Raw genomic sequence first — 14,126 nt, 5'->3', positions numbered from 1 at the left:
TGCCGGGTGCGATCCATGCCCCTTTCGGCCTACGCCTTTGGTGCCGCTGGAAAACCCGCCCCCGCCGACCTATGCTGGAATGCTGAAAACCCGTAAGTCTACAAGCAGTTAGGACACGACAATGAGTGCGCGGAAATGGTCCCCCGATAGCTGGCGCGGCAAGCCGATCAAGCAGGTGCCGGATTATCCCGATGCGGCTGCCCTGGCGGCGGCCGAGGAGAAGCTGTCGAAATATCCGCCGCTGGTCTTTGCCGGTGAGGCGCGCAATCTGACCGCCAGCCTGGCCAAGGTGGCCGAGGGCCGCGCCTTCCTGTTGCAGGGTGGCGACTGCGCCGAAAGCTTTGCCGAGTTCAGCGCCAACAATATCCGCGACACCTTCCGCGTGCTGCTGCAGATGGCCGTGGTGCTCACCTTCGGCGCCGCCCTGCCAGTCGTGAAGGTCGGGCGGCTTGCCGGCCAGTTCGCCAAGCCGCGTTCGGCACCGACCGAGAAGCGCGGCGATGTGGAACTGCCCAGCTATCGCGGCGATATCATCAATGGCATGGACTTCGATGCTGCCGGGCGCCAGCCCGATCCGGGTCGTCTGCTGCAGGCCTACAGTCAGGCGGCGGCAACGCTGAATCTGCTGCGCGCCTTTGCTTCGGGTGGTTATGCCGATCTGCATCGTGTGCATGGCTGGAATCTCGGCTTCGTGGCGAAAAGCCCGGAAGCTGAGCGCTGGCAGGACGTGGCGGCGCGTATCACCGAGGCGCTGGATTTCATGGAAGCCTGTGGCATCAGCCCGGAACGCACGCCGGAAATGCGCACGGTGGATTTCTATACCAGCCACGAGGCCCTGCTGCTTGGTTACGAGCAGGCGATGACCCGCGTGGATTCCACCTCGGGCGAGTGGGTCGACACCTCGGCGCATATGCTGTGGATCGGCGACCGTACACGCCAGCCCGACGGCGCGCATGTCGAATTCCTGCGCGGCGTGCTGAACCCGCTGGGTCTGAAATGCGGTCCCACCACCGATCCGGACGAGTTGATCCGCCTGATCGACATTCTCAATCCGCAGAACAAGCCCGGCCGCCTGACGCTGATCGCCCGCATGGGACACGACAAGGTGCAGAAACACCTGCCGCAGCTTGTGCGCAAGGTGACGCAGGAAGGCCGCAGCGTGATCTGGTCCTGCGATCCGATGCATGGCAACACGCTCACCTCGGCATCAGGTTACAAGACTCGTCCGTTCGACCGTATCCTGTCGGAAGTGCGGCAGTTCTTCGAAGTGCATCTGGCCGAGGGCACCCATGCCGGCGGCATCCATCTTGAACTGACCGGCCAGGACGTCACCGAATGCATGGGCGGCGCCCAGGCCATTGGCGACGACGACCTGTCCAGCCGCTATCACACCCATTGCGATCCGCGGCTCAATGCCTCGCAGTCTCTGGAGTTGGCTTTCCTGATCGCCGAGATGCTCAAGCTCGAACGCATGAACCGTGGCAGCCAGCGCCATGCAGCCCAAGCCTGAGAATGGCAAGTCCGTAACGCCGCTCGTGCCGCCTGCCCAGGCGGCCGAGCTGGAGCGGCAGATCGCGGCGCATACCGACGCCTATTTCAAGAAGACCAAGGAAATCGTCCAGCGCCACGGCGACAAGACGGTCACCTATGCCGTTTTCATGCGCCGTCCGGTGATCTTCTGTCCGCGCCTGATGGTGGAGTGGATCGAGAAGGTGGCTGCCGGGCGTGGCGTCAGCATCAGGATCGATCTGCTGCACGAGGAAGGCACCTGGGTCGGTGCCGGCGAGCCGCTGCTCTATATCACCGGCCCGATGTCGCAGATCGTCGACCTTGAGACGATCTATCTGCAGAAGCTGGGCCCGGCCTGCGTCGCCGCCTACAATGCCTATTCGATGTGCTGCGACATGCCGAATGCGCGGTTCCTGGCGATGGATGCACGCCATTGCGCCGGCGCCGAGATGGCCGAACTGATGGCCTATGCCGCCAGCGTGGGCGGCCGGGCGGCGCGGCGCGATGTGGGGGCGGCCGGCTTCATCGGCAACGCCACCGACGCCACCGCGCATTACTTCGGCAACGACAAGGGTTTCGGCACCATGCCGCATGCCCTGATCGGCTATGCCGGTTCGACCTTGCGCGCCGCCGAACTCTATGCCGAGACCTTCACCGGCGAACAGCTTACCGTGCTGGTGGATTATTACGGCCAGGAAGTGACCGATGCGCTGGCGGTGTGCAACCGCTTCCCCGATGCCGCCAACGAGGGCCGGCTGGCGGTGCGGCTCGACACCCATGGCGGCCGCTATATCGAGGGGCTGGATCCGCAGGCCTCGTATGCCGTGCTGGAACGCCACGTGCCCAACGCGATCCGGCAATATCGCACCGAGCAGGAATTGCGCTGGCTGGTCGGCACCGGCGTATCGGCCGCCGCCATCTATCACATGCGTGCCGCCCTCGATCGCGCCGGCTTCATGAATGTGAAGATCGTAGCCTCTTCGGGGTTCAACGCCGCCAAGTGCAAGGTGATGGCCAGCGTCGCCGCCCCGATCGACATTGTCGGTACCGGCTCCTACCTGCCCGATAGCTGGACGGAAACATACGCGACTGCCGATATCGTCGCCTATGACGGCAAGCCGAGCGTCAAGGTCGGCCGCGAATTCCTGCTGCGCAAATAGGCATGGCACAGGCAATGAAAAAGCCGGGCATTGCCCGGCTTTTTTTGTTTCAGAAGCCGCGTTATTCCGCCTTCACGTTGGCGGTCTTGATCACCTCGGCCCAGCGCTTGATGTCATCCTGCAGGAAGGCGGCAAAGGCCTTGGCGTCGCGCACGTTCACCGTCATGCCCTGCTTGAAGAAGGTTTCGCGCACGGCGTCCTTCTTCATCACGTCCAGCACCAGCGCGCGGTAACGCGCCAGGGCAGCATCCGGCACGGCGGCCGGGGCGAACATGCCCAGCCAGGCATCGGCCTCCACGCCCTTCACGCCGGCCTCGGCCACGGTGGGCAGGTTGGGCAGGTGCGGCGCGCGGTTCGGCGAGGCCACGGCGATGGCGCGCAGCTTGCCGGCCTGGATCTGCGCCAGCACGGTGGGCGTGGTGGCGAAGCTGCAATCCACATGGCCGCCCAGCAGGTCGTTCAGCAGCGGTGCCGAACCCTTGTAGGGCACATGGGTGAGGTCAACACCGGCCTTGGCCTTGAACAGTTCCAGCGTCAGGTGCGAGGCCGAACCCTGGCCGGTCGAACCGCAATTGATCTTGCCCGGCTGTTTTTTCGCCAGCGCCAGCAGGTCGGCCACCGACTGCACCGGCAGGTCGTTCTTCACCACCAGAATATGCTGCAGGTCGGCCAGCAGCGCGATGGGGGCGAAATCCTTCACCGGGTGATAGCCGCCGCCATCGGGCAGCAGCGAGATGTTGGTGGCGTGCGTCTGGTTGGTGGTGGCGATCAGCACGCTGCCATCCGCCGGGCCCTGGGCCACGCGGCGCGAGCCGATGGCGCCGGCGCCGCCGGGCACGTTCTCAACCACCACGGTCTGGCCCAGCGGGCCGGCGATCTCCTGCGCCACCAGGCGGGCCAGGCTGTCGGTCGGGCCGCCAGCCGGGTAGGGGACGACCACGATGACCGGCTTGCCCGGGTTCCAGGCCTGGGCGAAGGACAGGCCGGGCAGCAGGCCGGCCATAGCCGTGGTGCCGGCCAGGCCAAGGAAATGACGACGATGGAGCATGGCAGTTTTCTCCCGCGAGACGGTTTCTGGTTGGAACGCTTGAGGCGCGAGATTACAGCGTCTCGGGGGCGATCCGCACCAGTTGCTTGCCGAAATTCTTGCCCTTCAGCAGGCCGATGAAGGCAGACGGCGCGCTGCGCAGCCCCTCGGCGATGTCCTCGCGGTATTTCAGCTTGCCCTGCCTGATCCAGCCGGCCATTTCGGTGATCGCGCCGGGCCAGTGCCCCATATGCTCGGAGATGATGAAGCCCTGCACCAGGGCCCGGTTCACCAGTACGTGGCGCATGCCGGTGAAGGGGTATGGCTGGCCGTTATACTGGGCGATCAGGCCGCAGATGGCCACGCGCGAGAAGCTGTTCAGGCGGCCGAACACCATCTCCATGATCTCGCCGCCGACATTCTCGAAATAAACGTCGACGCGGTCGGGCGTCGCGGCCTTGAAGGCCGCCTGCATGTCCGGCGACTTGTAGTCGATGCAGGCGTCAAAACCGAGTTCGTTCACCACGTAATCGCATTTCTCCTTGCCGCCGGCGATACCGACTGCCCGGCAGCCCATGATCTTGGCGATCTGGCCGACCACCGAGCCGACGGCGCCCGAGGCGGCCGAGACCACCACGGTTTCGCCTGGCTTGGGTTTGCCGATCTGGGTCAGGCCGTAATGCGCCGTGCAGCCCGGCATGCCCAGCACGCCCAGCGAGGTGGAGATCGGCGCCACCTTGGGATCCAGCACGCGCAGTTCGTTGGCCTTGGCCACGGCATAGGCCTGCCAGCCCAGCATGCCGTTCACGTAGGTGCCGACGGGCAGCGCCCCCACGTTGCTCTCGATCACCTGGCCCACCGTGCCGCCGCCCATCATGTCGCCGGGCTTGAGATGCGCCGCATAGGAGCGCACCGGGTCCATGCGGCCGCGCATGTAGGGGTCAAGCGAAAGGTAGATGTTGCGCACCAGCACCTGGTCGGGGCCGGGTTTCGGGATGTCGCGCTCGACGATTTCGAAGTCGTTCTCCGTCACCCAGCCCTGGGGGTGCTGTTTCATCAGGACTTGAGTATTTTTCCCGGCCATTTGGCCCTCCCTTTCCCGTTTGCGGGGCTATCTAACGTGCCGCCGGGCACTGTAAACTGGTGCCGGTCATGAGATAAACCTGCCGTAGGGTTAACTCAGGCCTTTCATTTCCGGTTTCAAACGCTTTTGACAATGCCCGCCGCCCCCGACCGCCTCAAGATCGCCATGGCCCAGATCAGCCCCGTGATGGGCGATATCGCCGGCAACTGCCGGCTGATCGCGGCTGCCCGCACCCGTGCTGCCGCGGCCGGCGCCAGCCTTGTGGTCTACCCCGAATTGTGCGTGGTGGGTTATCCGCCGGAAGACCTGGTGCTGCGCCCCTCGGTGCAGGAGGCCTGCGAAGCCGCCGTGCGCGACCTGGCGGCCCAGACGGCCGATGGCGGCCCGGCCATGCTGGTGGGTGCGCCCTGGCGCGAGGGCGAGAAACTGCACAATGCCGCCCTGCTGCTGGATGGCGGCACCATCGCGGCCATCCGCTTCAAGCATGAACTTCCCAATTACGGCGTGTTTGACGAAAAGCGTGTGTTCAGCCCCGGCCCGCTGCCCGGCCCGGTACCGTTCCGCGGCGTGCGGCTCGGCGTGATGGTCTGCGAGGACATGTGGCTGCCCGATGTGGCCGAATGCCTGGCCGAGACCGGCGCCGAGATGCTGGTCGTGCCCAATGGCTCGCCCTTTGAGGCCGGCAAGTGGGATACCCGCCTCAATCTCGGCGTTGCCCGCGTGGTCGAAACCGGTTTGCCGCTGCTGTATGTGAATTATGTCGGCGGCCAGGACGAGCTGGTCTTCGACGGTGGCGGTTTCGTGCTGAATGCCGACCGGCGCATGGCTCTGCGCCAGCCGGAATTCGTCGAGCATCTGCAGATCACCGAATGGCGGCGCGGCAATGAGGGCTGGCGCTGCGAGCCCGGTCCGGTGGCCGAACCGCTGGATCGCCTCAGCGCGATCTATCAGGCCATGGTGGTGGGCCTGCGCGACTATGTGACACGCAACCGTTTTCCCGGCGTGGTGCTGGGGCTTTCCGGCGGCATCGATTCCGCGCTGTCTGCGGCCGTGGCGGTGGACGCGCTGGGCGCCGACAAGGTCCGCTGCGTGATGATGCCGTCGCGCTACACCTCGCAGCGTAGCCTCGATGATGCCGCTGCCTGCGCTGCGGCGCTGGGAATCAGGTACGACACGATCCCGATCGAACCTGCCGTGCAGGCCTTTGCCGGCATGCTGGCGCCGATTTTCGCGGGCCGGGCGGCCGACGCGACGGAGGAGAACATCCAGGCCCGCGTGCGCGGCGTTACCGTGATGGCGATCAGCAACAAGTTCGGCCACATGGTGCTCACCACCGGCAACAAGTCGGAAATGTCCGTGGGCTACGCCACGCTCTATGGCGACATGTGCGGCGGATATTCCGTGCTGAAGGATGTCTACAAGACGACGGTCTTCGCACTCTCGCGCTGGCGCAATGCCCATGTGCCGGCCGGTGGCCTAGGGCCCGCCGGCGAGGTGATTCCGGACAGCATCATCGTGCGCCCGCCCACCGCCGAGCTGCGCGAGAACCAGCTCGATCAGGACAGCCTGCCGCCCTACGAGCAGCTTGATGCCATCCTGGAAATGCTGATCGAAAAGGAAATGCCGGTGCGCGACATCGTGGCGGCCGGCCAGCCCGAGGATGTCGTGCGCCGCATCCAGCACATGCTCTATGTGGCGGAATACAAGCGCCGCCAAGCTCCGCCGGGCGTGAAGATCACTGCGCGCAATTTCGGCCGCGACCGCCGCTATCCGATCACCAACGCCTTCCGGGATATCTCCAAATGAGTGCCGTTGCCGTTCGTTTCGCGCCGAGCCCCACCGGCCGGCTGCATGTCGGCAATGCGCGCGCCGCCCTGCTGAACTGGCTCTATGCCCGCAGGCATGGCGGCACATTCCTGCTGCGGCTGGACGACACCGACGTGGGCCGTTCGACCGCGGAATTCGCCGCCGGTATCGAGGCCGACCTGCGCTGGCTTGGCCTGGATTGGGACCGTTTCGCAAAGCAGTCCGACCGTTTCGCGCTTTACCGCGCCGCCACCGAGAAGCTGAAGGCCGCCGGCCGGCTCTATGCCTGCTACGAGACGGCCGAGGAACTGGAACTGCGCCGCAAGATCCAGCTCAGCCAGAAGAAGCCGCCGGTCTACGACCGCGCCGCGCTGAAGCTCACGGATGCCGACCGCGCGAAGCTGGAGTCCGAGGGCCGCAAGCCGCATTGGCGGTTCCGGCTCGAGCCCGGGATTGTTGCCTGGGACGACCTGATCCACGGTCATACCGAGATCGACATGGCGAGCTTGAGCGATCCGGTGCTGGTGCGCTCCGATGGCTATCCACTGTATACGCTCTCATCCGTGGTCGATGACGGGGAGTTCGGCATCAGTCATGTGATCCGGGGTGAAGACCACGTCACCAACACGGCAGCACAGATCCAGCTGTTTCGGGCGCTGGACTATGCCGTGCCGACCTTCGGGCATTTCTCCTGGCTGCTGGATGCCGAGGGCGCCGGCCTGTCGAAGCGCATCGGCTCGCTCTCGCTGGCCGACCTGCGCGAACAGGGTTACGAGCCGATGGCGCTGAACTCGCTGCTGGCGCGGCTGGGATCGGCCGATCCGGTCGAGCCGCATTTCACGCCGGCCGAACTGGTGGCCGGTTTTGATCTCGGCCGCTTCAGTCGCGCGCCGGCCCGGCTCGACCCGCATGAACTGGATCTGCTGAATGCCCGCATCCTGCATGTCACGCCGTTTGCAGCCGTGCGCGATCGCCTGCCCGCAGGGGCCACCGAGGCCTTCTGGCTCGCCATCCGCGGCAATATCGGCAGGCTGGCTGAAGCCGCCGAATGGTGGCCGGTGGTGTCGGGCACGATCAGCCCTGTCATCGAGGATGCCGCGCTGGTACAGGCCGCCATCGAGACTCTGCCGCCCGAGCCCTGGGACAGCATGACCTGGAAGGCCTGGAGCCAGGCGGTGTCGGCAAAAACCGGCGCCAAGGGCAAGGCCTTGTTCCACCCTCTGCGTTTGGCCTTGACCGGACGCGACAAGGGGCCCGAAATGGCGCCCTTGCTGCCCCTGATCGGGCGGGAGCGGGTGTTGTCCCGCCTGCAGGGCATTTAGGCGTTAGGCGTGAGCATCATGGCGAAGGACCGCGTATATCTGTTCGATACCACCCTGCGCGACGGGGCGCAGACCCAGGGCGTCGACTTTTCCGTCGAGGACAAGCGCCTGATTGCGCGCGCGCTCGACAGGCTGGGCGTGGCCTATATCGAAGGCGGCTGGCCCGGTGCGAACCCGACCGATAGCGAGTTCTTCGCCGAGAAGCCGGCGCTGAAGCGCGCGAAATTCGTTGCCTTCGGCATGACCAAGCGGCCGGGCCGCTCGGCCGCCAACGATCCGGGCCTCGCCGCCATTCTGGAGGCCAAGGCCGATGCCGCCTGCCTGGTGGGCAAGAGCTGGGATTTCCAGGTCGATGTAGCACTCGGCATCAGCAAGGCCGAGAATGTCGAGTTGATCGCCGACAGCATCGCCGCGGCACATAAGCGTTTCGGCGAGGCGATGTTCGATGCCGAACATTTCTTCGACGGCTACAAGGCCAATCCCGATTTTGCCACGCAATGCGTGAAGGCGGCGCTGGAGGCCGGCGCGCGCTGGGCCGTGTTGTGCGACACCAACGGCGGCACCATGCCCGACGAGGTGGAGCGCATCGTCGGCGAACTGGTGGCGAAGCTCGGCTCGGGCGACCGGCTTGGCATCCACACCCATAACGACACCGAGAATGCCGTGGCCAATTCGCTGATGGCCGTGAAGGCCGGCGTGCGCCAGGTGCAGGGCACGCTGAACGGCCTGGGCGAACGCTGCGGCAATGCCAACCTGATCGCCCTGATTCCCTCGCTGATGCTCAAGCCCTGGTTCCGCGACCATGTCGATATCGGCATGAGCGATCAGGACCTGACGCACCTGACCGCCACCTCGCGCACGCTGGACGAATTGCTTAACCGCGCGCCGAACCGCCATGCCGCCTATGTGGGTGCCTCGGCCTTTGCCCATAAGGGCGGGCTGCATGTCTCGGCGGTGATGAAGGACCCGCGCACCTACGAGCATGTGCCGCCGGAAAGCGTGGGCAATACCCGCAAGATCCTGATCTCGGATCAGGCCGGCCGCTCCAACCTGCTGGTGCGGCTGACCGAGGCCGGCATCAAATACGATCCGAACGACAGCCGGCTGAACCTGCTACTGGAGGATGTGAAGCAGCGCGAGGCGGAAGGCTATTCCTACGATGGCGCCGAGGCGAGCTTCGAGGTTCTGGCCCGCCGCGCGCTCGGCCAGATGCCGGAATTCTTCCGCATCCGCAGTTTCCGCGTGATGGTCGAGCGCCGCTTCAACGCCAGGGGCGAACTGGTCACGGTATCGGAAGCTACCGTGAAGCTGAACGTCGATGGCGAGACGCTGTTCTCGGTGGCCGAAGGCAACGGCCCGGTCAACGCGCTGGACCACGCCCTGCGCAAGGACCTCGGCCGTTACCAGGCCTATATCGACGACCTGCGGCTGGTGGATTTCAAGGTGCGTATCCTGAACGGCGGCACCGAGGCCACCACGCGCGTGATGATCGAAAGCGCCGACGGGCAGGGCAATCGCTGGTTCACCGTGGGTGTGTCGCCCAACATCATCGACGCGGCCTTCGTGGCGCTGATGGACTCGATCCAGTGGAAGCTGCTGCGCGACGGCGCCCAGCCCTCGAAGTAATCCGATGAGCGGCACCAACCGACCCAAACTCGGCAAATATGCCCCGCCGGGGCCGCTGCGTCGCGGCCCGGTGATCGTGCTGGTCGAGCCGCAGCTTGGCGAGAATATTGGCGCCGCCGCGCGCGCCATGCTCAATTGCGGCATCACCGAGCTGCGGCTGGTCAATCCGCGCGACGGCTGGCCCAATCCAGCCGCCTATGTGCTGGCCAGCAAGGCGGATCCGGTGCTGGATGCAGTCAGCGTGTTCAAAACCACCGCCGAGGCCGTGGCCGACCTGCACCGCGTCTATGCCACCACGGCGCGTCATCGCGACATGATGAAAGAGGTTGTCACGCCGCGCGAGGCCGCCCGCCGCATGCGGGCTGAGGAGGCCGATGGATATCGCGTCGGCATCCTGTTCGGGCGCGAGCGCACCGGGCTGGATAACGAGGATGTGGCGCTGGCCCATGTCGGCATCACGGTGCCGCTCAATCCGGGCTTTTCCTCGCTCAACCTGGCCCAGGCCGTCCTGCTGCTCGGTTACGAATGGTTCACCGCCAATGACGACACGCCGCCCAGCCGCATGGAAACCGTGCGCGGCGGCTTCGCCACGCAGGATGAACTGCAGGGCCTGTTCGACCATCTGACGTCTGAACTCGATCAATCCGGCTTTTTCCACAATGTCGAGGCCAAGCGCGGCACCATCCTGCGCAACCTGCGCAGCGTGCTGCAGCGCGTGCCGCTGGCCAGCCAGGAAGTGAACACCTTCCGCGGCATGCTGAAGGCGATTGCCCAGGGGCGGCCGCGTCGCGCTGCCTATTCGCAGCGGAACAGGAAACCGCCAGCCGACTGAAGGAGGAAGCCATGACCCAGGCCGTACCGACCCAGCAGGTGGATGACGAGCGCGTGCGCGTCACGCGGTGGGATTTCGCCCCCGGCGCCGCCACGGGTTTCCATGTGCATGAATACCCCTATGTGGTGACCTATCTCACCGACGCGAAGCTCAGGATCGTCGACCCACAGGGGGCGGAAAGCTTCGTCGAGATGAAGGCCGGCGGCAGCTATTCGCGGCCCAAGGGCGTGGCGCATGACGTGATCAACGCGGGTGCCGCGCCGATGGCTTTCGTCGAAGTCGAGATCAAGCCGGCGGCTAATTCGTAGCCGCCGTCCCCGGGCTTGTCCCGGGGATCCACGTATTAAAAGAACTCGTGGATGCTCGGGCCAGGCCCGAGCATGACAGTATGAGGTGCAGAAGGCTTAAGCCTTCTTCCCCAGCCCGATGCTCCGCCCGGCCTGGGCCGGCTGCGGCAACCTGCCATGGCCGTCCATCATGCGCGTGAACAACATCTGGTGTTCGGGCGGGAAGGGGCAGGAGCGGCGCGTGGCCAGGTCCACATGCACCAGCACCTGTTCCGAGGTAGCGGCGAGATAGCCTTTCGAAGCGTGGTGCATTTCCATGAAATAGTGGATCCGCTTGGCGTCATGGCCCAGAAGCTGGAAGGTGAAGCGCAGCTCGTCGCCTTCCACCACCTCCTGCAGGTAGCAGACATGGGTCTCCAGCACGAAGGTCGACAGGTTCGTGCGCTGCACATAGCTCCAGTCGAGATCGAAGGGCTTGAAGAATTCGTCCAGCGCCTGGTCGAAGATCACGTTGTAATAGCCCACATTCATATGCCCGTTGGCATCGATATGTTCGGGCTTCACCCGCATGCCTGTCAGTTGCAGGGGTTGCGTGAAATCCAAGACGGCTTGAGAAGAATTCATGGTTTTTCCCTTGTCGTTTCCGTTTCTCCCGGTAGCCTTTCCTTCCATGACATGGGACCCGACGCAATACCTGAAATTCGCCGGCGAACGCCTGCGGCCCGCCGTGGACCTGCTGGCGCGCATCCCGCTGGTGGCGCCGGCCAGCGTGGTCGATCTGGGCTGCGGCGCGGGGAATTTGAGCCCGCTGATCCAGCAGCGCTGGCCGCAGGCCACGCTCACCGGCGTGGATTCATCCGCCGCCATGCTGGAAAAGGCGCGGCAGGATTATCCCGCCGCGACATTCGTGCAGGCGGACATCGCAACATGGCGGCCGGACAGCCCCGTTGACCTGCTCTATTCCAACGCCGCCCTGCATTGGCTGCCCGATCACGACAGGCTGATCCCCGGCCTGCTGGATTGCCTGAAGCCCGGCGGCTGGCTGGCGATCCAGATGCCGCGCAATTTCGGTGCGCCCTCGCATATGTGCATCGTCGACGCCATCGAACTGGGGCCGTGGCGGCCGAAGCTGGAGCCGCATTTGCGCCGGCGCCCGGTGGCCGAACCGCAGACCTACTGGCGTCTGCTGCACGAGCGCACGGCAAGTTTAGAGATCTGGGAAACCGAATACATGCAGGTGCTCTCGGGCGCCAATCCGGTGGCCGAATACACCAAGGGCACCTGGCTGAAGCAGTTCCTCGACCGGCTGGAGGAACCCGAGCGCAGCGCGTTTGAGGCCGACTACCGCCAGCGCGTGGCGGCGGCCTATCCGAAGGAAGAGGACGGCCGCACGCTGTTTCCCTTCCGCCGCCTGTTCATCTTAGGCCAGAAGCCGCTTTAGTCCGAACCGCGCTTCAGGCCCAGCAGGCGGAACACGGCCGGGGCGGCGATCACCACCACGGCGATGCGGAAGACATGCATCGACGACACGATGGCCACCTCGACGCCCAGGCCCAGCGCCACCAGGCTCATTTCCGCCATGCCACCGGGCGACAGCACGAGGATCAGGGCCTCGCGGTTGATGCCGGCCTTCTCGGCAAAGGCGAGGGTGAGGCCCAGTGCCAGCGCGAGCATGATCAGCGTGGCGAAGGCGGCCCAGGCGGCGATGCGGCCCACTTCGCGCAGTGGCGTGCCGACAAAACGGCAGCCCAGCGCCGCGCCCATCACCACCTGGGCGGCGGCCACCAGTTCGGGCGGTGGCGAGGCGCTGGACCAGCCGAGCAGGTGCACGGCTGCCGAAACCAGCATGGGCCCGACCAGAACGGCGGCGGGAATCCGCAGCAGCCTGGCAAGGAACCAGCCGGTCGCGCCGCAGGCGATCAGCAGCGCGCCTTCCAGCGGCAGCATCTGCCACAGATGCGCGCCCTGGGCCATCGGCGGCACGTCGAGCTGCTCGACGAAGCGGAAATAGACCGGCACGGTCATCACCACCAGGAAGACGCGCAGGGCATGGGTGAGGATGATGCTGCGGCCGTCGCCGCCATAATGCTCGCCCACCAGGGTCATTTCCTGCAGGCCGCCCGGCGTGGCCGAGAAATAGCTGGTCACCGGATCGAGGCCGGCGAAGCGGCGGAAGATTACATAGCATAGTGCGGTGGCCACCGGCACATAGACCAGCATCAGCACGACCAGGCCGAGCCATTCGCGCGCGCGTTCGATCATGTCTGGCTTGAAGGCGCTGCCCAGCATCACGCCGATCACCACGATCATGGCGGCGCGCAGATAGGGATGCACGCGCAGCGGCAGGCGTCGATTCAGTCCGCTCAATACGGCAATACCAACAAACACCATGCTGCCCAGCATCCAGGCCAGCGGCATGCGTAAGTAAAGGAAGACCGCGCCACCGGCGGCGCCGATCAGCAGCGCCGGCAGATAGGAGGCGAAGCCGCGCGCCGCACTCACGCCGCGATATAGCGGCCCAGCCGCACGGCGGTCTGACCGGGCTTGAGGCGCTTGGTCGGCATGATCAGCACGCAATCGTCATAAGGCGTGCGGATCGGTTTGTTGCCGTCATGGGCGATCACCGTGCCGGCGGCCGGAATCGATTCCAGTCCGGTGAAGGCCTGTTCGAAACGGAAGCTCTCGGTCTCGATGGTGACGGCGTCGGTCACTTCGACGAAACGCTGCGGCGGCGGCGCGCCCCGCACGCCGTGATGGGCCAGATAGCCCTCATCGGCCATGCCGGTATGGTACAAGAAGCGCAGCATGGTCTCGATCGCCACGCCACGGCTCGATTGCTCCCAATGCTGGCCGCATTCCACCAGCAATGCGTTCCTCTCGCTGCCCGGGTCGCCAAAGCCGCCATAGTCGCGCATGCGCAGGCCGGCCTTGTGGCCCTGGTCGGCCACCACGGTTGCGGGCACGCCGATCTCGGCGGCGAAGCGGCGGCCCTTGGTCAGCGGGCCAGACAGCATCAGCGGCGGCGAGGGCTGCTGCATGGAATGCAGGTCCAGCAGCAGGTCGACCTCGGCAATCAGCGGTTCGATTTCGCGCGCGCGGTCCAGTTCGATGGAACGGCGCGGGTCGTCCAGCGCATCCGCGCCCCAGACGCGGTTCATGTCCTCGTCGATGAAGCGCGAGGCAGTCGGCTCGTTCGGATCGAAGCGCAGATAGGCGGCGACGTTGCAGAAGATCAGGGTCAGCCGGCCGCGGGCGGGGCGGAACTTGTCGCGCAGCAGCAGGTCGAGCGCATGAGCGCCGCAGACCTCGTTGCCATGCACCAGCGCGGTGATTGCCGCATGCGGCCCGGGCAGGCCGGAATCGAAGCTGTGGGCATAGGGAATGCCGGTATTGCCTTCGCGGTACTGGGTGATCGGAATCGGCAGCAGGGGATTGGGCGGCAGGGCTAACATCGGTCCGGGCTGATGAGGAAT

At 65.5% G+C, this 14,126-nt stretch carries 13 protein-coding genes; 8 read left to right on the top strand and 5 right to left on the bottom strand.

Annotated features, from left to right (window positions below):
* Positions 1–121 precede the first annotated feature (121 nt).
* Positions 122–1,510 carry a class II 3-deoxy-7-phosphoheptulonate synthase gene (locus tag ACK4FK_RS00560; protein ID WP_409739645.1) on the top strand — a complete coding sequence of 463 codons (1,389 nt, stop codon included), beginning with the start codon at positions 122–124 and terminating at the stop codon, positions 1,508–1,510.
* The gene (locus tag ACK4FK_RS00555) at positions 1,494–2,669 is read left to right on the top strand and encodes a nicotinate phosphoribosyltransferase (protein WP_409739642.1); all 1,176 of its coding nucleotides are present in this window, start codon (positions 1,494–1,496) and stop codon (positions 2,667–2,669) included. The genes ACK4FK_RS00560 and ACK4FK_RS00555 overlap by 17 nt, the downstream gene beginning before the upstream one ends.
* A gap of 61 nt (positions 2,670–2,730) precedes the next feature.
* Here the strand turns inward: ACK4FK_RS00555 and ACK4FK_RS00550 are convergent, their stop codons facing one another.
* Complete coding sequence (locus ACK4FK_RS00550) at positions 2,731–3,717, bottom strand: Bug family tripartite tricarboxylate transporter substrate binding protein (RefSeq protein WP_409739640.1); 987 nt, start codon at positions 3,715–3,717, stop codon at positions 2,731–2,733.
* A gap of 52 nt (positions 3,718–3,769) precedes the next feature.
* Entirely contained in the window at positions 3,770–4,753 is a 984-nt protein-coding gene (locus ACK4FK_RS00545) for an NADP-dependent oxidoreductase (protein ID WP_409739637.1), read from the bottom strand.
* 159 nt (positions 4,754–4,912) lie between these two features.
* Here ACK4FK_RS00545 and ACK4FK_RS00540 point away from each other — a divergent pair, with 159 nt between their 5' ends.
* From ACK4FK_RS00540 to ACK4FK_RS00520, 5 genes are read left to right on the top strand one after another with little or no spacing between them, the layout of a single operon-like run.
* Positions 4,913–6,586: an NAD+ synthase gene (locus tag ACK4FK_RS00540; protein WP_409739634.1), complete on the top strand. Its 1,674-nt coding sequence runs from the start codon at positions 4,913–4,915 to the stop codon at positions 6,584–6,586.
* Positions 6,583–7,908 (top strand): glutamate--tRNA ligase, encoded by a 1,326-nt coding sequence (gltX, locus tag ACK4FK_RS00535; protein ID WP_409739632.1) that lies wholly within the window; start codon positions 6,583–6,585, stop codon positions 7,906–7,908. Before ACK4FK_RS00540 ends, gltX begins: the two co-directional genes overlap by 4 nt.
* A gap of 18 nt (positions 7,909–7,926) precedes the next feature.
* Positions 7,927–9,534: a citramalate synthase gene (cimA, locus tag ACK4FK_RS00530; RefSeq protein WP_409739629.1), complete on the top strand. Its 1,608-nt coding sequence runs from the start codon at positions 7,927–7,929 to the stop codon at positions 9,532–9,534.
* Positions 9,535–9,538: 4 nt separating this feature from the next.
* Positions 9,539–10,366, top strand: coding sequence for an RNA methyltransferase (locus ACK4FK_RS00525; protein ID WP_409739627.1), 828 nt, complete (start codon positions 9,539–9,541; stop codon positions 10,364–10,366).
* 11 nt (positions 10,367–10,377) lie between these two features.
* A complete protein-coding gene (locus ACK4FK_RS00520; RefSeq protein ID WP_409739624.1) occupies positions 10,378–10,674 on the top strand; it encodes a cupin domain-containing protein in 297 nt (98 codons plus the stop codon).
* A gap of 96 nt (positions 10,675–10,770) precedes the next feature.
* Here ACK4FK_RS00520 and ACK4FK_RS00515 read toward each other — a convergent pair whose 3' ends face one another.
* Complete coding sequence (locus ACK4FK_RS00515) at positions 10,771–11,277, bottom strand: thioesterase family protein (protein ID WP_409739621.1); 507 nt, start codon at positions 11,275–11,277, stop codon at positions 10,771–10,773.
* A gap of 46 nt (positions 11,278–11,323) precedes the next feature.
* On the opposite strand from ACK4FK_RS00515, the gene ACK4FK_RS00510 reads away from it, so the two are divergent.
* Positions 11,324–12,094 (top strand): methyltransferase domain-containing protein, encoded by a 771-nt coding sequence (locus ACK4FK_RS00510; RefSeq protein ID WP_409739619.1) that lies wholly within the window; start codon positions 11,324–11,326, stop codon positions 12,092–12,094.
* Here the strand turns inward: ACK4FK_RS00510 and ACK4FK_RS00505 are convergent.
* Together ACK4FK_RS00505 and ACK4FK_RS00500 are read right to left on the bottom strand one after the other, a co-directional pair.
* Positions 12,091–13,155 (bottom strand): AbrB family transcriptional regulator, encoded by a 1,065-nt coding sequence (locus ACK4FK_RS00505; protein WP_409739617.1) that lies wholly within the window; start codon positions 13,153–13,155, stop codon positions 12,091–12,093. The genes ACK4FK_RS00510 and ACK4FK_RS00505 overlap by 4 nt on opposite strands.
* Positions 13,152–14,105 (bottom strand): M14 family metallopeptidase, encoded by a 954-nt coding sequence (locus ACK4FK_RS00500; protein WP_409739615.1) that lies wholly within the window; start codon positions 14,103–14,105, stop codon positions 13,152–13,154. Before ACK4FK_RS00500 ends, ACK4FK_RS00505 begins: the two co-directional genes overlap by 4 nt.
* Positions 14,106–14,126: the final 21 nt, after the last annotated feature.

Source organism: Ferrovibrio sp., assembly GCF_046297895.1.
Lineage (GTDB): Bacteria > Pseudomonadota > Alphaproteobacteria > Ferrovibrionales > Ferrovibrionaceae > Ferrovibrio.
This window is presented reverse-complemented; position numbering and strand designations above follow the sequence as displayed.